General features: G+C 68.3%; 17 protein-coding genes. 11 read left to right on the plus strand and 6 right to left on the minus strand.

The genetic code is table 11. The annotated features are described in order from the left end of the window. Positions 1 to 75: 75 nt before the first annotated feature. From BJ987_RS20620 to BJ987_RS20630, 3 genes are all read left to right on the plus strand, one after another. Complete coding sequence (locus BJ987_RS20620; RefSeq protein ID WP_209892574.1) at positions 76 to 636, plus strand: CGNR zinc finger domain-containing protein; 561 nt, start codon at positions 76 to 78, stop codon at positions 634 to 636. A gap of 92 nt (positions 637 to 728) precedes the next feature. Then, the gene (locus BJ987_RS20625; protein ID WP_209898795.1) at positions 729 to 1,130 is read left to right on the plus strand and encodes a nuclear transport factor 2 family protein; all 402 of its coding nucleotides are present in this window, start codon (positions 729 to 731) and stop codon (positions 1,128 to 1,130) included. A gap of 49 nt (positions 1,131 to 1,179) precedes the next feature. Continuing rightward, the gene (locus tag BJ987_RS20630) at positions 1,180 to 2,346 is read left to right on the plus strand and encodes a thiolase family protein (protein ID WP_209892577.1); all 1,167 of its coding nucleotides are present in this window, start codon (positions 1,180 to 1,182) and stop codon (positions 2,344 to 2,346) included. A gap of 30 nt (positions 2,347 to 2,376) precedes the next feature. Here BJ987_RS20630 and dinB read toward each other — a convergent pair whose 3' ends face one another. Next, a complete protein-coding gene (gene dinB, locus BJ987_RS20635) occupies positions 2,377 to 3,603 on the minus strand; it encodes a DNA polymerase IV (RefSeq protein WP_209892580.1) in 1,227 nt (408 codons plus the stop codon). Positions 3,604 to 3,739: 136 nt separating this feature from the next. Between dinB and BJ987_RS20640 the strand changes: the two genes are divergently transcribed. From BJ987_RS20640 to BJ987_RS20650, 3 genes are read left to right on the plus strand one after another with little or no spacing between them, the layout of a single operon-like run. Further along, entirely contained in the window at positions 3,740 to 4,141 is a 402-nt protein-coding gene (locus BJ987_RS20640; RefSeq protein ID WP_209892582.1) for a BlaI/MecI/CopY family transcriptional regulator, read from the plus strand. Positions 4,142 to 4,191: 50 nt separating this feature from the next. Continuing rightward, positions 4,192 to 5,310: a winged helix DNA-binding domain-containing protein gene (locus BJ987_RS20645; RefSeq protein WP_209892585.1), complete on the plus strand. Its 1,119-nt coding sequence runs from the start codon at positions 4,192 to 4,194 to the stop codon at positions 5,308 to 5,310. A gap of 51 nt (positions 5,311 to 5,361) precedes the next feature. Next, the gene (locus BJ987_RS20650; protein WP_209892615.1) at positions 5,362 to 6,189 is read left to right on the plus strand and encodes an NmrA family NAD(P)-binding protein; all 828 of its coding nucleotides are present in this window, start codon (positions 5,362 to 5,364) and stop codon (positions 6,187 to 6,189) included. A 42-nt stretch (positions 6,190 to 6,231) separates the two neighbouring features. On the opposite strand, the gene BJ987_RS20655 is transcribed toward BJ987_RS20650, so the two are convergent. After that, complete coding sequence (locus tag BJ987_RS20655; protein ID WP_209892618.1) at positions 6,232 to 6,975, minus strand: TetR/AcrR family transcriptional regulator; 744 nt, start codon at positions 6,973 to 6,975, stop codon at positions 6,232 to 6,234. A gap of 87 nt (positions 6,976 to 7,062) precedes the next feature. On the opposite strand from BJ987_RS20655, the gene BJ987_RS20660 reads away from it, so the two are divergent. The 4 genes from BJ987_RS20660 to BJ987_RS20675 all read left to right on the plus strand — a co-directional run bounded on the left by BJ987_RS20660 (position 7,063) and on the right by BJ987_RS20675 (position 9,895). Beyond that, entirely contained in the window at positions 7,063 to 8,031 is a 969-nt protein-coding gene (locus BJ987_RS20660; RefSeq protein ID WP_209892621.1) for an ATP-binding cassette domain-containing protein, read from the plus strand. Next, a complete protein-coding gene (locus BJ987_RS20665) occupies positions 8,031 to 8,849 on the plus strand; it encodes an ABC transporter permease (RefSeq protein WP_209892624.1) in 819 nt (272 codons plus the stop codon). Before BJ987_RS20660 ends, BJ987_RS20665 begins: the two co-directional genes overlap by 1 nt. A 129-nt stretch (positions 8,850 to 8,978) precedes the next feature. Next, positions 8,979 to 9,374: an NUDIX hydrolase gene (locus tag BJ987_RS20670; RefSeq protein ID WP_209892627.1), complete on the plus strand. Its 396-nt coding sequence runs from the start codon at positions 8,979 to 8,981 to the stop codon at positions 9,372 to 9,374. 26 nt (positions 9,375 to 9,400) lie between these two features. Then, positions 9,401 to 9,895, plus strand: a complete 495-nt coding sequence (locus tag BJ987_RS20675) for a hypothetical protein (protein ID WP_209892630.1) — start codon at positions 9,401 to 9,403, stop codon at positions 9,893 to 9,895. Between the two features lie 71 nt (positions 9,896 to 9,966). On the opposite strand, the gene BJ987_RS20680 is transcribed toward BJ987_RS20675, so the two are convergent. From BJ987_RS20680 to BJ987_RS20695, 4 genes are read right to left on the minus strand one after another with little or no spacing between them, the layout of a single operon-like run. After that, complete coding sequence (locus tag BJ987_RS20680; RefSeq protein WP_209892633.1) at positions 9,967 to 10,572, minus strand: GTP-binding protein; 606 nt, start codon at positions 10,570 to 10,572, stop codon at positions 9,967 to 9,969. After that, the gene (locus BJ987_RS20685; RefSeq protein WP_209892637.1) at positions 10,553 to 10,927 is read right to left on the minus strand and encodes a DUF742 domain-containing protein; all 375 of its coding nucleotides are present in this window, start codon (positions 10,925 to 10,927) and stop codon (positions 10,553 to 10,555) included. The genes BJ987_RS20680 and BJ987_RS20685 overlap by 20 nt, the downstream gene beginning before the upstream one ends. Further along, positions 10,924 to 11,319, minus strand: a complete 396-nt coding sequence (locus BJ987_RS20690; protein ID WP_194813600.1) for a roadblock/LC7 domain-containing protein — start codon at positions 11,317 to 11,319, stop codon at positions 10,924 to 10,926. The genes BJ987_RS20685 and BJ987_RS20690 overlap by 4 nt, the downstream gene beginning before the upstream one ends. Continuing rightward, on the minus strand, positions 11,297 to 13,807 hold the full coding sequence (locus tag BJ987_RS20695; protein WP_209892640.1) for a nitrate- and nitrite sensing domain-containing protein: 2,511 nt from the start codon (positions 13,805 to 13,807) through the stop codon (positions 11,297 to 11,299). Before BJ987_RS20695 ends, BJ987_RS20690 begins: the two co-directional genes overlap by 23 nt. Before the next feature lie 219 nt (positions 13,808 to 14,026). On the opposite strand from BJ987_RS20695, the gene BJ987_RS20700 reads away from it, so the two are divergent. Beyond that, complete coding sequence (locus tag BJ987_RS20700; protein ID WP_307869695.1) at positions 14,027 to 15,619, plus strand: succinic semialdehyde dehydrogenase; 1,593 nt, start codon at positions 14,027 to 14,029, stop codon at positions 15,617 to 15,619. Positions 15,620 to 15,682 lie beyond the last annotated feature (63 nt).

Raw genomic sequence — 15,682 nt, forward strand, 5'->3', positions numbered from 1 at the left:
TTTCTCTAGCTCGATATGCATTAGTTCTAGCCCAGACCCGACTAACGTGTCAATCCGATGAGTTACCATTAGTTTGTGACCGAGCTCGAACCGCTGATCGGCGAACCGCTGCCCCTGGACCTGGTGAACACCCGTCCGGTCGGCGTCGACCTGCTGCGGACTACCGAACAGCTGACGCGGTGGCTGCACGCGCAGGCCGATCGATTGCCGGAGGCACCCGCGCGTCCCACCCGCGCGGACCTGGACGCGGTACTCGATGTGCGCGAACACATTTCGGCGGTATCGGACGCGCTGCTCGACGGCCGACGGCCACCCGCCGCCGCCCTGCGCGGGCTGGCGGCCGCCGTATCCGCTGCCCCCGCTGTCCGCCGCCTGGTCTGGGACGGCGGGTCGCTCGCGGCAACCGTTGTGCGCGAGGGTGACTCGGCCGCACGTCTGGCCGCCGCGCTCGCCGACGCGGCGATCGATCTGTTCGCCGACCCGGCTGTCGCCCGGATACGGCGCTGCGCGGCGGACGACTGCGTGCTGCTGTTCCTGCCCGCGCATCCCCGCCGGCAGTGGTGTGCACCGGACCGCTGCGGCAACCGCGCCCGGGTCGCTCGCTACTACCAGCGTCACAAAGCCGCGCACGAGTGAGGTTCTCGATCGTCGGCACGGGGTTCCCGCCGCCCGGGCCGCAGGGTTAGGGTGAGGCCACCTATTCAACGAGTTGCATATGCGAGGTGGCGATGGAAGCCTTCAAGAAGGCGGTCGAAGCGCGAGACGGTGACGCGCTGGCCGCGACCCTGGCGGAGAACGTGGTGTTCACCAGTCCGGTCGCGTTCAAGCCCTATCCGGGCAAGCCGATCACGGCCGCGATCCTGCGTGGTGTGCTGCGGGTGTTCGAGGATTTCCGATATGTGCGTGAGCTCGTCAGTGCCGATGGCCGCGATCAGGCCCTGGTGTTCGAGGCCACGGTGGGCGGTAAGGCGGTGCACGGCTGCGACTTCCTGCATCTCGACGAGAACGGGCTGATCGATGAACTCACCGTGATGGTGCGCCCGCTGTCGGGGGCCCGTGCGCTCGCCGACGCCATGGGTGCGCAATTCCCCCGTATCGAGGCGGAGGCCGCGCGCGGTATGGTGGGTTAAGTTAATCGCCGTTCGCCTGCCGATCGGCAGCGCCGAGCTAGGAGCCGCCATGACTTCCGCTGTCATTGTCGACGTTGTTCGTACGCCATCGGGAAAGGGGAAACCCGGTGGTGGACTGTCGGATGTGCATCCGGCGACGCTGCTGGCTGGAGTCCTGGCCGCGCTGATCGAACGCAATGACCTGGATCCCGCCCTGGTCGACGATGTGATCGGCGGATGCGTCACCCAGAGCGGCGAGCAGGCGTTCAATATCTCGCGCACCGCGGTGCTGGCGGCCGGGTTCCCGGAATCTGTGCCCGCCACCACCGTGGATCGGCAGTGCGGATCCTCGCAGCAGGCCGCGCATTTCGCGGCGCAGGGCGTGCTGGCCGGCGCCTACGACATCGCCATCGCCTGCGGCGTGGAATCGATGAGCCGGGTGCCGATGTTCTCCAACGCCCAGGGCAAGGACGCCAATCGGGGCCCGATCGCGCACCGCTTCCCGGATGGGCTGATCCAGCAGGGTATTTCGGCGGAGATCATCACCCAGCGCTGGAAACTGGACCGCCAGACCCTCGACGCGTTCGCCGCCCGCTCGCACCGGCTGGCCGCCGATACCGCCGCCGCCGGTGGCTTCGACAATGAACTCGTCGCCGCGGGCACGCTCACGGCCGACGAAACCATCCGCGCCACCACCACTCCGGAGGGTTTGGCCGGGCTGCGGCCCGCGTTCGTCGACGAAGCGATGAAGCAGCGGTTCCCGGAGATCGACTGGTCGATCACGCCGGGCAACTCCTCGCCGCTCACCGACGGCGCCTCGGCCGCACTGATCATGAGCGCGGAGAAGGCCGCGCAGCTCGGTCTGCGTCCACGGGCCCGCTTCCACTCCTTCGCCGTCACCGGCGACGATCCGCTGCTGATGCTCACCGCCGTCATTCCGGCCACCCGCAAGGCCCTCGCCAAGGGCGGGTTGACCATCGACGATATCGACGCCTACGAAGTGAACGAGGCTTTCGCTCCCGTGCCGCTGGTCTGGCAGCACGACCTGAACGCGGACCCGGCCAAGCTGAACCCGCGCGGCGGCGCCATCGCCCTGGGCCACCCGCTCGGGGCTTCGGGCACCCGCATCCTGGCGACCATGCTCAACCACCTGGAGCAGACCGGCGGGCGCTACGGCCTGCAAACCATGTGCGAGGCGGGCGGTCTCGCCAACGCTGTCATCATCGAGCGTCTCTGAGCGAGTAGACCCCGTGCCGCGGCGTAGGGGCTAGTCCGGAAGCAGCGGAACCGACAGGCCCTCGCCGCGGTGCAGCAGGGTCGCGCGGGTGACGGCGGCGGAGCCGAAGCGCCGGCGCAGATCGTCGAGGGTCGCGTCCAGGGTGTTGCCGGCGCGCGTCTCCAGCGGCAGGGTCAGCTGTGCCGAGTTCGCGTCGTCCAGGTTGGTCAGCGCGAGGCCGATCAGCGTCAAGCCACGCTCGGTGATCATCGGCATGGCCGTCGCCAGCAAGGTGCGCGCCGTGTCGAGGATCACGGTGGTGGAATCGGTGGCCTCGGCCAGTGTGTGGGAGCGGGTGGCGCGGCTGAAATCGTCGAAGCGCATGCGCAGCACCACCGTTCGGCACACCCGGTCCGCGGCGCGCAGGCGGCGACCGAGCCGGTCGATGAGGCCGTGCAGGAAGGCCTCGATCTCCTCGGGCGGGCGGTGGTGGCGGCCGAGGGCGCGTTGCGCGCCGAGCGAACGCCGCCGGCGGCCGGTTTCCACGCGCCGCGGGTCGCGGGCCATGGACAAGGCGAACAGGTGCCGCGCCGCGGCGGGACCGACGATGGCGCGTAGTGGACTCTCACCCAGTTCCGCCAGCTGGGCGATGCGGGTGATGCCATGCTCGTGCAACTTCGCCGCGGTGACATCGCCTACGCCCCATAATCTTTCGACCGGCAGCGGGTGCAGGAAATCGAGCTCGCCGTCGGGCGGCACCAGTCGCAGACCATCGGGTTTGGCGACCGCGCTGGCCACCTTGGCGAGGAACTTGGTGCGCGCGATGCCCACCGAAATGGGCAGGCCGACCTTGTCCCGGATGTCGGCGCGCAGCCGCCGCGCGATCTCGACGGGCTCGCCCGCGATCCGGCGCAGCCCGCCGACATCGAGGAACGCCTCGTCGATGGAGATGCCCTCGACGATGGGCGTGGTGTCCCGGAAGACCTCGAACACCGCTTTGCTCGCGTCGGCGTAGGCGCCCATGCGCGGCGGCACGACGATGGCGTGCGGGCACAGCCGGATCGCCTGGCCGCCGTTCATCGGTGTGCGGATTCCGAACGCCTTGGCCTCGTAGCTGGCGGCGAGCACCACGCCGCCGCCGACGATCACCGGCTTGCCGCGCAGCGCGGGATTGTCTCGCTGTTCGACCGAGGCGTAGAAGGAGTCGAGGTCGGCATGCAGGATCGAGGCCTGCGCACGAGCCTGAATGCGCGGGTGGCCTCGTGATTCAGGTGTCATGGGAAGCCTCCTCGACGCTCCGGTCCGCTATCGAACATATGTTCGCACACCTGGGCGCTGCGGGGAATCGGCTGGGGTCAATCTACGGCTCGGGTCCGTAGGAATGCCGTACGGTCGGTACTCTGGCGGCGGCAGGATGATCAGTGGTGAGGAGTTCGGCACGGTGCGTGGATTCGGAGACTTGGAGGCCGTGATCATGGACCGGATCTGGGACCGGGACTGCGAGTACAGCACGGTGCGCGACCTCTATGAGGAACTCAGCGCCGAGCGCGAGATCGCCTACACCACTGTCATGTCGACCATGGACAACCTGCACCGCAAGGGCTGGCTGGCCCGCGAACGCGCGGGCAAGGCCTACCGCTACTGGCCGACGCTGACCCGGGAGGAGCACAGCGCGCGGGTGATGCTGGAGGCGTTGGAGTCCGGCGGCCGTTCGGATCTGGTGCTGAGCCACTTCGTCGATCAGATCAGCGCCGAGGAGTCGGCGGGCCTGCGCGCGGCGCTGCGGCGCGTCACTGCCCGGCAGGCGCCGCGTTGAGCGCGGCGTGCCGCAGTACGCTCGGACCGTAGTCGAGTCAGGAGGCGGCGGTGCGGGTCGGTTGGGATCAAGTCTTTCGGTGGCGGTTGGCCCGCCAGTATGTCTCGGAGCCGACCGCGGCGCCGGTGCCGGCGCTCGTCGAGCGACTCTGCGGCGTGCAGACCCAAGTCGGTTCCGCTGCGGAAACCGCGGTGGCTCTACGCCGTGCGCATCCCGAATCCGGTGCGCTCACCCGAGCTCTCGGACAGGGCGCACTGGTGAAAACCTGGGCCATGCGCGGCACGCTGCACGCGCTCGCCCCGGCCTCGGCCGCCGCGTTCCTGCCCCTCATGGCGGCGACTCGGATCTGGGAAAAGCCCTCCTGGCAGAAGACATTCGGCGCCACGCCCGCCGAGGTCGAGGCGCTCACCGAAGCTGTCTCGGGCATCCTCGCGGACCGGCCGCTCACCCGCGAGGAACTGGTCGCGGCGCTGCTCGCGGACCGCGCCTTCCACAAGCTGGGGGAGGAGCTGAAATCCGGTTGGGGCGCCCTGCTCAAGCCTCTGGCCTGGCAAGGGGCGCTGTGTCATGGTGCGGCGCAAGGCAACCGGATCACCTTCACCACCCCGGCGCAGGTGATTCCCGGCTGGCAGGGCCTCCCCGAGCCCGACGAGGCGGCTCCGGCGGCCGTCGTCGCGTACCTCGGCGCCTACGGACCGGCCACCCCGGACACCTTCGACGCCTGGCTCAGCCGCAACAACAACCGTAAACCGACTGTGCGCCGCTGGTTCTCGGAGCTCGGCGACGCGCTCACCGAGGTGGACGTCGAGGGTACGAAGGCCTATATCCGGGCTGAGCACGCCGACGAACTGGCCGCGGCGAAACCCGGTCACTCGGTGCATCTGCTGGGCGCGTTCGATCAGTACATCCTCGGCCCCGGCACCAAGGACACCGAATTGCTGCCCGCCGCCTATCGGTCCGAGGTCAGCAAGAAGGCGGGTTGGATCGCCCCGATCGTGGTGGTCGACGGCCGGATCGGCGGTACCTGGGAGATCGACGGCGGCGACCTGGTCGTGTCGCTGTTCGGCGGCGTGACAGTGCCCGTCCGGAAGCTCGAGCCCGCGGCGGGCCGGGTGGCGGCCGCGCTGGGCATCGAGTCGGTGAAAGTTCGCGTCGCGCAGCAGGTTTGACCTTAATCTTTGTTGAGGTTCTACCGTCGGTGGCGACGAAAGGATCTCGACATGACCACATTGGTTACCGGCGCCACCGGAAACACCGGCCGCCACGTAGTGCGTGAGCTGATCGAGCGCGGAGCGCCGGTCCGGGCTTTGACGCGGAATCCCGCCGCGGCCGTCGAGGTATTGCCCTCAGGCGTCGAGCTGATGGCGGGCACGCACACCGAGCCGCACACGCTGGACGCCGTACTGGAAGGTGTCGAACGCCTGCACGTCACCGTGACGGCGGGTCTGGCCGACGTGGGCCCGGAACTGGTCCGCCGCGCGGTCGACGCGGGCGTCCGGCGCATCACCGTGGTGTGGGGCGGCGCGGTCGGGCCGGTCGAACAGGCCATCGCGGACTCGGGCGTGGAATGGACCCGGCTGGAACCGCAGGAATTCATGTCCAACACGTTGACCTGGGCCGATTCGATCCGGGCCGAGGGTGTTGTGCGCGAGCCCTACGATCTTCCCAGCGCGCTCGTGCACGAAGCCGACATCGGTGCCGTAGCCGCCGTCGCCCTGCTCGAGGACGGCCACTCCGGCCGGGTCTACAACCTGACCGGCCCCGAAGCGCTGACACCGCGGCAGCGCGTCGCGATCCTCTCCCGCGCTCTCGGTCGCGACATCTCTTTCGCCACGATCACCCATGCGCAGGCGATCGACCGGCTGACGGCCACCGGCGTTTCCCGGGAGGACGCCGAATATGTCATCGGGTGGTACGCCGCGCCTGCCGCCGACGCGACGACGGTCGTCGACACGGTCCAGCGGGTGACGGGTCGGCCGGCCCGCTCTTTCGAGCAATGGGTGGCCGAGCATGTGGAGCGCTTCCGGGAGTCTCCGGTGCCGGTGTAGCTCAGCATGGCGGTGCGGCCGGACCGGCGCGGGTAGCGACCGTCAGTTCCGTTGCCGCACCAGGACTTCGAAGCCGTCGAGAATGCGCTGCAACCCGAATCCGAAGTGGTCGAAGCTCGGATCGAAGGCGTCCTCGGACAGCGACGCCATCAGCGGATAGTCGCCCGAGGCCAGCGCTCGCTCCAGCGCGGGCAACTGGGCCGTCCAGAATTCGGCGTCGGTGAGGCCGGTCTTGCGCTCGGCTTCCTCGTGGTAGAGCTGGGTGCGGGCCGCGCCGGTGACGTAGCCGTCGATGGTGATGACCACGCTGATCAATTCCTGATCGGTCAATCCCATCGGTTTGATCTGCGCGAGAACCAATTCCATGCCCTGCATGGCGGCCGGCCCCATGACCGGCCGGGTCTGGTTCACCTGGACCAGCCAGGGATGGCGGCGGTAGAGCGCGAGTGTGTCGTAGGCCATGCGCTCGAGGGCGGCGCGCCAGCCCGGTTCGCCGTCGTCGAGCGGTGCGGGCTGCTGGACCCGGTCCAGCATGAGATCGAGCAACTCGCCCTTGCCGGGGAGATAGCGATACAGCGTCATGGTGCCGATGCCGAGTTCGGTGGCGACCCGGCGCATGGTGACCGCCTCCAGTCCCTCGGTGTCGGCTACCCGCACCGCGGCCTCGACGATCTGATCGAGCGTGAGCCCGGGTTTCGGGCCGCGACTGGGGCGGGGACCGTTGTCCCACAGCAGGTCTAGGGTGCGCGCGATATCTCCGCTGCCGCTGGTCTCCGTGCTGCTCATGGGGTCAGCCTAATCGAATCGAAATTAACTGGGTACGTTGTACCCATAATAGGGTACGCTGTACCCAGTTAATGCCGATTCGGGAGGATGAGGGTGAACGAATACGCGGTACGAGCCGAAGGGCTCCGCAAGAAATACGGGGACAAGCACGCCTTGGACGGGTTCGACCTCACGGTGCGTCGCGGCACGGTGCACGGGTTGCTCGGGCCCAATGGCGCCGGGAAGACCACCGCGGTGCGGATTCTCTCCACGCTGGTGCGCCTGGATGGTGGACAGGCCGCCGTGGCCGGGCTGGACGTGGTGCGCCAGCCACGTGAGGTCCGCGCGCGGATCGGCCTGACCGGCCAGTACGCGGCCGTCGACGAGGTGCTCACCGGGCGGCAGAATCTCGAGATGTTCGGCAGGCTCTTTCATTTGGGCGGCCGCCGGGCCAAGTCGCGCGCGGTCGAACTGCTCGAGCGCTTCGAGCTCACCGACGCGGCGGACAAGGGCGTCGGCAAGTACAGCGGCGGCATGCGCCGCCGCTTGGATCTGGCCGCCTCGATGATTCTCGCGCCGGAGGTGCTGTTCCTGGACGAACCGACCACCGGTCTGGACCCGCGCAGCCGCGGCGAGGTCTGGGAGTCGGTGCGCGCCTTGGTCGCCGACGGCACCACGGTGCTGCTCACCACGCAGTACTTGGAGGAGGCGGACAAACTCGCCTCGCACATCACGGTGATCGATCAGGGGCGGGCCATCGCCGACGACACCCCCGACGGCCTGAAGAACACCATCGGCGGCGACCAGATCGTGGTGATCGCCGCCGAGGTCGCCGACCTGCCCGCGGTCGCGAAAGTCGTGGCGCGCGTATGCGAGGGCGAACCCGACATCGACGACGCGGAACGGCGGGTACACGCGCCGGTCACCGACCGCGTCGCCGCGCTCACCGAGGCCGCGCGCAGCTTGCAGGACGAAGGCATCGGCGTGGAGGACATCGGCCTGCGCCGGCCCAGCCTCGACGATGTCTTCCTCCAGCTCACCGGGCATCGCACCGAAACCACCGAGGAGGCCGCGTGATGACCACGCTCGAATCGACCCCGCACCGTTCCCGGCTGTACTGGGTGGTCGCCGACTGCTGGAATGTGGTGCGGCGCGGGTTGACCCACTATCAGCGCCAACCGGTGAACATCGCTTGGCAGCTCGGTTTCCCGATTCTGTCGGTGCTGCTCTACGGCTACGTCTTCGGCAGCGCGATGACGGTGCCCGGCGGCGGCGACTACCGGGACTTCCTGATGCCCGGCATGTTCGCGATGACCATGGCGTTCGGGTTCATCAATACCGCGACGCTGGTGGTCTATGACGCCACCAACGGCGTGATCGATCGGTTCCGTTCCATGCCGATGGCGCCGTCGGCGGTGGTGTCCGGTCGCGGTGTCACCGATCTGCTGGTGGCGTGCGCCGAGCTGACGATCCTGATGCTGACCGCCCTGGTGATCGGCTGGCGTCCGGACGGCGGAATCCTCGGCGCCATCGTGTCTTTCGCGCTCTTGCTGTGGCTGCGATTCGCGCTGATCTGGGTCGGCGTCTGGCTCGGTCTGCTGGTGCCGAACCCGGAGGCCGCCGGTGGGCTGTTCGCGGTCGCGTTCCCGCTCACCATGATCTCCAGCATCTTCGTGGCCCCGCAGCTCATGCCGAGCTGGTTGGGCGCGATCGCCGCCTGGAACCCGATCTCCTCGACGGTCGCGGCGACGCGTGAGTTGTTCGGCACCCCGGTCGGCAGCGGTGATTCCTGGATCGAACAGCACGCGGTCCTGATGGCGGTGATCTGGCCGCTCGCACTCACCGCGATCTTCCTGCCCTTGGCGGTGCACCGGTTCCAGCGACTCAGTCGCTGACCACCCCGGAGCGCCCGGCCTTCCCGCGGCCGGGCGCTCCGGCCATGCCGACAGCCCCGGGCCGCGCAACCGTGGGGGCGGCCGGACGACGGGTGATCGGTCCTCGCGGGGAGACGATAGGCTGCCGCCGTGGCGGAGCAGCGGCTGATCGATACGGTGGCGTGGGTGCGGATCGAGGACGGAAAGATCCTGTGCGCCCGGCCGCGCGGCAAAGATGTCTTCTATATTCCGGGCGGCAAACGGGAAGGCGCCGAGACCGATCTGCAGACGCTGCTGCGCGAGATCGAGGAAGAACTCACCGTCGCCCTGCTGCCGGAGACGGTGGCGCACGTGGGCACCTACGAGGCCGCGGACAACGGGCTGCTGGTCCGGATGAGCTGCTATACCGCCGATTACCACGGCACCCTGGCCGCGAGCAGTGAGATCGACGCCCTCGCCTGGTTCGCCTACGCCGATCGGGAGTTGGTACCGCCGGTCGATCAGTTGCTGTTCGACGATCTGGTAGCCGCTGGGCAGCTGAGCTGAACGACCCGGCGCGCTACGGTCGTGGCATGAAGACGGTTGTCTCCGTGACGCGCTGGGCCGCCTACGCGCTGGCCGCGCTGCCCCTGGCGTTCGCTCCGTTGGCGGTGCGGTTGCGGGTACCGCGCCGGTTGCTCGGTGCGCGCGTCGACCCGCAGTCCTCGGCCGTGCGCACCGGTGCGCACACGCTGCTCAGCGCGGGCATGGGCCTGCTCGCCTGGTTCCTGCTGTTCCTGGCCGTCGTCGCCGCCGTGCGCGGGCTCTGTTACCCCTTGCTCACCTCGGGCGACTATGAGAACTCGTGGGGCGGACCGACTTTGGGCGGCGCCTGGGCGGTGCACGCGGCACTCGGGATCGGCCTGCTGCCGGTATGGGGGATCGGGCTGGCGGGTCTCGGCCACTTGCAGGTGCGGCTGGCGCGCCGATTGCTGGGCCGCGACGGCGCGTTCTGGCCGATACCGCTCGCGGTGTTGCTGGCGTGCGCGGGCGTGCTGCTGTTCATCTCCTGGCTGCACCAGATCTGACGGGCGCGCAGCCGACGCTGCCCCGCCTCGAACGGATCGAAACGGGGCAGCATTTTGACGCGTCGGTGGGCCTAGCTGGGAACCGGTGCGCGACCGGCCAATTCGATCAGATGCTCCATCAGCACCAGCAGCGCGTTCTTGGCGGAATCCCGGTTGCGGGCGTCGCACAGCAGAACCGGGGTTTCCGGGTCCAGGTCGAGGGCGTCGCGCACCTCCTCCACCGTGTACCGGGGTGCGTCGTCGAAACAGTTCACCCCGACCATGAACGGCACGCCGCGGCGTTCGAAATAGTCCACGGCGGCAAAGGAATTGCTCAACCGCCGGGTGTCGGCCAGCACCACCGCGCCGAGCGCGCCCCGGGACAACTCGTCCCAGAGAAACCAGAACCGGTCCTGGCCGGGCGTACCGAACAGGTACAGCACCAGGTCCTGGTCGATGGTGATGCGTCCGAAGTCCAAAGCCACGGTGGTGGTGTGCTTCTGCTCGACCCCGGATAGGTCGTCGACACCGCTGGACACCTCGGTGATCAATTCTTCGGTGCGCAGCGGGGTGATCTCGCTGATCGCCGACACCATGGTGGTCTTACCGACGCCGAAGCCGCCGGCGATGAGGATCTTGACCGACGCCGCCAGCCGGGGCGCGTTCGGGTTGTGCTGGTCAAAGTTTTCGGATGCCATCCAGAACCGCTCGCAATACGTTGAGATCGCCGGGACCGGTCTCCGGCTGTACCGGTGACCGGAAGATCAGATGTCCCTCGCCGATCAAATCTCCGACAAGGATCTTTGTCACTGCCAAGGGAAGTTTCAAGTTGGCAGACACTTCTGCCACCGCCTGGGGAGCTTTGCACAGGTGCACGATTCGGGCGTACTCCGGTTCGATCCGGCGCAGAGTGGGCGCCGGATCGGTGGTCACGACCACCGTCAGAATGTCCAAATCGTGGCCCGCCCCCATAGTTCGGCCACGCGTGAGCGCGTATGGCCGGACCAACGGTCCGGCCGCCTCGTCGAACCAGGGTTCCCCCCTGCGTGTCATGGCAGGCGCGCTGGTGTGGATAGATAGTTGCCGACGCGCTGGACAGTGACGTTCATTTCATAGGCCACCATGCCGAGATTCGCGGTTTCCGAGGCCTGCAGTGCCAGACAGGCATTGGTGCCCGCCGAGGTGACGAACAGAACCGCGCGGTCCAGCTCGATCACCGCCTGCCGGACACCGCCGCCGTCGAAGCGGGCCCCCGCGCTGCGGGCGAGCCCGTACAGCGTGGAGGACATGGCGGCGAAATGTTCGGCGTCTTCCCGGCTCATCGCGGTGGAGCGGCCCAGCAGCAGCCCGTCGGTGGACAAGACCACCGCGTGCCGAACTCCTGCCAGCCGGTCCACCAGATCATCCAGTAGCCAGTTCAGATCACCGGTTTGGGGAGCGGTCACCGTAGCCTTCCTCATCTGTAGAATTCGACACTGCCTCTTGGGAATTGGGCACTGCCTGTTGGCCGGCCAGATGCGCGCGGCGCCCCTGCCGGGTTCCGTTCTCGATGGCGGACATCAGGTCGCGGGCCTGCTCGGCCGACCGCGCGCGTTCCACCAAAGGTGTGGGCGCGGTGGCGGTCGGCGGCTCTTGGGCCAATTGCGGTGCGAGGTTGGCCTGCCGGCTCCGGCGCGGCAGTAGTGGCCGGCCGTCGGCTCCGACACCGCTTTCGGGGCGCGGCGGCAAACCGAGCGCGGTATCGGTGCGTGGCCCCGAGCCCCGCGTGGCGTCGGAGTGCGGCGGCAAGCCCACCGCGGAGGTCATCCGCGGTGGTTCCACCGCGGGCGGATGGTAGGCCGGGGGCGCCGCGGGCGGGGCGGTGAGTACGGCCGTGGCTTCGGATTCCAGCGCACGCACGGGTGCGCGCTCGGGTAGTGGTTCACCGGTGAACTGCACCGACTGACGGTACCGCCGCCCCGTCTCCGGAGGGCTCGATTCGGCAAGGGGGATATGGGCATCCGCGGCGAGGATGGCCGAGGGGATGAGCACGATGGCACGGATACCGCCGTAGTCGGAATCCGACAGCCGCACCGAGACGCCGTGCCGGGCCGCCAGCTGAGCGACCACGAACAAGCCGAGCCGGGAATCCACCGAGAGCGCCGCGACACCGAAATCCGGTGGATTGCGCAGCATCTCGTTGACGCGAGCGAGTTCACCCTCGGGCATGCCCATGCCCTGATCGGTGATCTCGACGACGAGGCCCTTGCCGACCACGTTGCCGAACACCTCGACCTTCGACTGCGGCGGGGAGAACGAGGTGGCGTTGTCGACCAGTTCGGCGAGCAGGTGGATGAGGTCGGCCACGACCGAGCCCATGATGTGCGCCTCGGGCAGCCGGGAGACCCGGACTCGCGCGTAGTCGACGGTCTCGCCGACCGCGGAGCGCACCAGGTCGATCAGCGCGACCGGGCTGCGCCACTGCCGGCCGGGCTGGCCGCCGCCGAGGATGATCAGGTTCTCGGCGTTGCGGCGTTCGCGGGTGGCCAGGTGGTCCAGGCGGAAGAGGGTTTCCAGCAGGGCCGGGTCCTCTTGCCGGTTCTCGGCTTCGTCCAGGATCTCCAGCTGCCGGTGCACCACGATCTGGCTGCGGTGCGCGATATTGAGGAACACCGCCTGCACGCCCTCGCGGGTGCGGGCCTCGGCCACGGCGCCGGCCACCGCGGCGGCGTGGGCCTGCTCGAATGCCTTTGCCACCTGACCGATCTCGTCGTGACCGAAGTCCAGGTTCGCCGATTCGGCGGCGGGGTCGACCTTTTCACCGGCGCGCAGCCGCGACATCAGTTCCGGCAGCCGCTCGTTGGCCAGTGCCAGGGTCTCACCGCGCAACAGCTTGAGGCGGCGGATGATCCGGTTGGCCAGCACCAGGGCGACGAGGAAGGCGATGACGCTGATCAGGATGACGCCCGCGCCACCGTAGAGCGAGCTGGTCTCGTTGCGCTCGCCCAGGTCCTGTGCTCGGGAGTGGGCGTGGCGGGTCTGTTCCACCCACATCTGGATCAGGGTGTGGTTGACCTGGCTCGCCGCGCCCTGCCACTGCTCGGCCGTCAGTGGCAATTTCTCGCGGTCGTCCTGCCTGGTGGCCGGCGCCCTGGCCTGCAAATTCTCTTGCACGAAGTGCTCGGAGATGGCGACTTCCATGGTCGAAAGTTGCTGCCACGCCGTGCTGGCGACCAGATTGCTAGCGGCCTGGGCCTGCTCGGTTTCCAGATCGGCGGTGAGGAAGCCGATCTCGGTGCGGTAGAAGCCGACCTGGCGGTTGAATTCCGAGATCGGGATCAGGGCCTCACCGTCACGGGTGAGGTTGGCGGAGCCGACGGCGTAACTGCGCGACATCGCTTCACCGGCGAACAGCAGCCGGATCGATTCGGTCAGTTCGGTGGCGGTCTCGGCGTTCGGTGCGGTCTGCTGGGCGATCTGGCTGCCGATGGAGATGACGTCGATCAGCTTGTTGTAGAACCCGTAGGCCTCGATCGGCGGCAGCATCCCGACATCGATGGCGCCGCGGGCCTGGGCGACTCCGGTGGCGAGCTTGTCGGAGTCCTCGAATTTGCCTTCGAGGCGTTCCGGGTCGATTTTGATCAGGCCCTTGGACACCTCCACCACGTTCTTCATGGCGTTGTCGAGGCGGTTGCGGGCGGTGGTGATGGCGGGAGCGACGGATTGATCGCCCGCGAGCCGTTGCAGCGTCAGGTGCCGCTCCAACTGGATCGCTTCCATCATCTCGGCGGTCGGCCCGATCACCCGCTGCATCTCGATCGCCCAATTTTTGGCGTAATTGCCCTGTCGGACCAGGAATCCGGCTGCGGTGACGCCGACCACGAGCAGAGTCAAACTCGGGATGAGCGCGATCGCCAGGATCCGGGCGCGGACGCCGAGCCTCGCTCTGAACATTGGGACAACCTAAACCAGTGATCAGGCATAAGGGACTTGGATTCCGGTGAGCGGGACTCGATTTGACAAACTGCTCAAGTGTGTGTTTCTGCAACCCTCGGAATGCGGACCTGCATCGAGGTTTGTTCTCTCGCATAAGGATTCGTCACAGCGCACAGACCGGCTGGTTGTGCCGCGGGGTCAGGGTGTACCGGCGGGGCGCGGGTCGGCGTAGATTGTGTGTACCCGCCAGTAACTACAAAAAATGAGGAGGCGACGATGCCCGCCCCTGATGCCGGCGTCTTCGAGCGACTAGGCGCGTTCGCGGCGATCGATGATCCCGCGGCCCGCTCGCGCAAGACGATCGCCGAGACCTTCACCGGCAATGTGCTGGGCAGTGTGCCCGTCGGCACCGCCGACGACGTCACCGTGGCATTCGCCAAGGCCAGGGCGGCGCAGGCGCGCTGGGCGGCCTGCACGCCCGCCGAACGCGCCGCCGTGCTCACCCGCTACCGCGAGCTGGTCGTGGCCAACCGCGAGTTCCTGATGGACGTGGTGCAGGCCGAAACCGGCAAGGCGCGCTGGGCGGCCCAGGAGGAAGTGATGGGCCTGATGTTCGCGGCCCGCTACTTCGCCAAGGTCGCGCCGAAGTTGCTCGGGTCGCAGTCGGTGCCGGGCGCGTTCCCGGTGCTGAACCGCGCGGCCGTGACCCCGCAGCCCAAGGGCGTAGTCGGCGTCATCGCCCCCTGGAACTACCCGATGCTGCTCTCGATCGGCGACTCCATCCCGGCGCTGCTCGCGGGCAATGCCGTGGTGGTCAAGCCGGACAGCCAGACCCCCTACTCGGCGCTGGCCAACGCCGAACTGCTGTATCGAGCCGGGCTGCCCCGGGATCTGCTCGCCGTGGTCACCGGGCCGGGCACCGTGGTCGGTACGGCCATCGTCGACAACTGCGACTACCTCATGTTCACCGGGTCCTCCGACACCGGCCGCGCCCTGGCCCAGCAGTGCGGCGCCCGCCTGATCGGTTTCTCCGCCGAACTGGGCGGCAAGAACCCGATGATCGTCACCAAGGGCGCGAACCTGACCAAGGCCGCCAAGGCGGCGGTGCGCGCGTGCTTCTCCAACGCGGGCCAGCTGTGCATCTCGATCGAGCGGCTCTACGTCGAGCAGTCGGTGGCCGCGGAGTTCACCGAGAAGTTCGTCGCCGCGGTGCGGGCGGCGAAACTCGGTGCGGCCTACGACTACTCGGCCGATATCGGCAGCCTTATCTCCGAATCCCAGCTCGAGACGGTGTCCAAGCATGTCGCCGACGCCACCGCCAAGGGCGCCGAGATCCTGGCCGGCGGCAAGGCCCGCCCCGACCTGGGCCCGCTGTTCTTCGAGCCCACCGTGCTGTCGAAGGTGACCGACGAGATGACCTGCGGGCGGGAGGAGACCTTCGGCCCGCTCGTCTCGATCTATCCGGTGGCCGATGTCGAAGAGGCGATCGAGTTGGCCAACGACACCGAGTACGGCCTCAACGCCAGCGTGTGGGCGGCCAGTAAGTCCGAAGGCGAGAAGATCGCGCAGCGACTGCACGCCGGCACCGTGTGCGTCGACGAGGGCTATGCCCCCGCCTGGGGTACCACCGCGGCGCCGATGGGCGGTATGGGCATCTCCGGCGTCGGGCGCCGGCACGGCCCCGACGGCCTGTTGAAGTTCACCGAACCGCAGACCGTCGTGGTCACCCGGTTCCTGAACCTGGATACGCCGCCGCTGGTTCCGCAGGACAAATGGCAGCCTTTCCTGATGGCCGTCGCACGGATGATCCGCTTCCTGCCCGGAAGGTAAGGATCCCCCGGGCCGGCCGACCCGGTCTGCGGCGAGTCGGCCGGCGCGGCAGGCGATACGCCG

It is taken from the genome of Nocardia goodfellowii, from assembly GCF_017875645.1.
In the GTDB taxonomy this organism is placed as follows: Bacteria; Actinomycetota; Actinomycetes; order Mycobacteriales; family Mycobacteriaceae; genus Nocardia; species Nocardia goodfellowii.

Excerpts from the sequence above, each read along its gene's own strand:
- BJ987_RS20630 (WP_209892577.1), top strand. The coding sequence starts at position 1,180 with ATGACTTCCGCTGTCATTGTCGACGTTGTTCGTACGCCATCGGGAAAG.
- dinB (WP_209892580.1), bottom strand. The coding sequence starts at position 3,603 with ATGACACCTGAATCACGAGGCCACCCGCGCATTCAGGCTCGTGCGCAG.
- BJ987_RS20685 (WP_209892637.1), bottom strand. The coding sequence starts at position 10,927 with ATGACACGCAGGGGGGAACCCTGGTTCGACGAGGCGGCCGGACCGTTG.
- BJ987_RS20655 (WP_209892618.1), bottom strand. The coding sequence starts at position 6,975 with ATGAGCAGCACGGAGACCAGCGGCAGCGGAGATATCGCGCGCACCCTA.
- BJ987_RS20695 (WP_209892640.1), bottom strand. The coding sequence starts at position 13,807 with ATGTTCAGAGCGAGGCTCGGCGTCCGCGCCCGGATCCTGGCGATCGCG.
- BJ987_RS20650 (WP_209892615.1), top strand. The coding sequence starts at position 5,362 with ATGACCACATTGGTTACCGGCGCCACCGGAAACACCGGCCGCCACGTA.
- BJ987_RS20665 (WP_209892624.1), top strand. The coding sequence starts at position 8,031 with ATGACCACGCTCGAATCGACCCCGCACCGTTCCCGGCTGTACTGGGTG.
- BJ987_RS20640 (WP_209892582.1), top strand. The coding sequence starts at position 3,740 with ATGATCAGTGGTGAGGAGTTCGGCACGGTGCGTGGATTCGGAGACTTG.
- BJ987_RS20660 (WP_209892621.1), top strand. The coding sequence starts at position 7,063 with ATGAGGGTGAACGAATACGCGGTACGAGCCGAAGGGCTCCGCAAGAAA.
- BJ987_RS20675 (WP_209892630.1), top strand. The coding sequence starts at position 9,401 with ATGAAGACGGTTGTCTCCGTGACGCGCTGGGCCGCCTACGCGCTGGCC.
- BJ987_RS20625 (WP_209898795.1), top strand. The coding sequence starts at position 729 with ATGGAAGCCTTCAAGAAGGCGGTCGAAGCGCGAGACGGTGACGCGCTG.
- BJ987_RS20680 (WP_209892633.1), bottom strand. The coding sequence starts at position 10,572 with ATGGCATCCGAAAACTTTGACCAGCACAACCCGAACGCGCCCCGGCTG.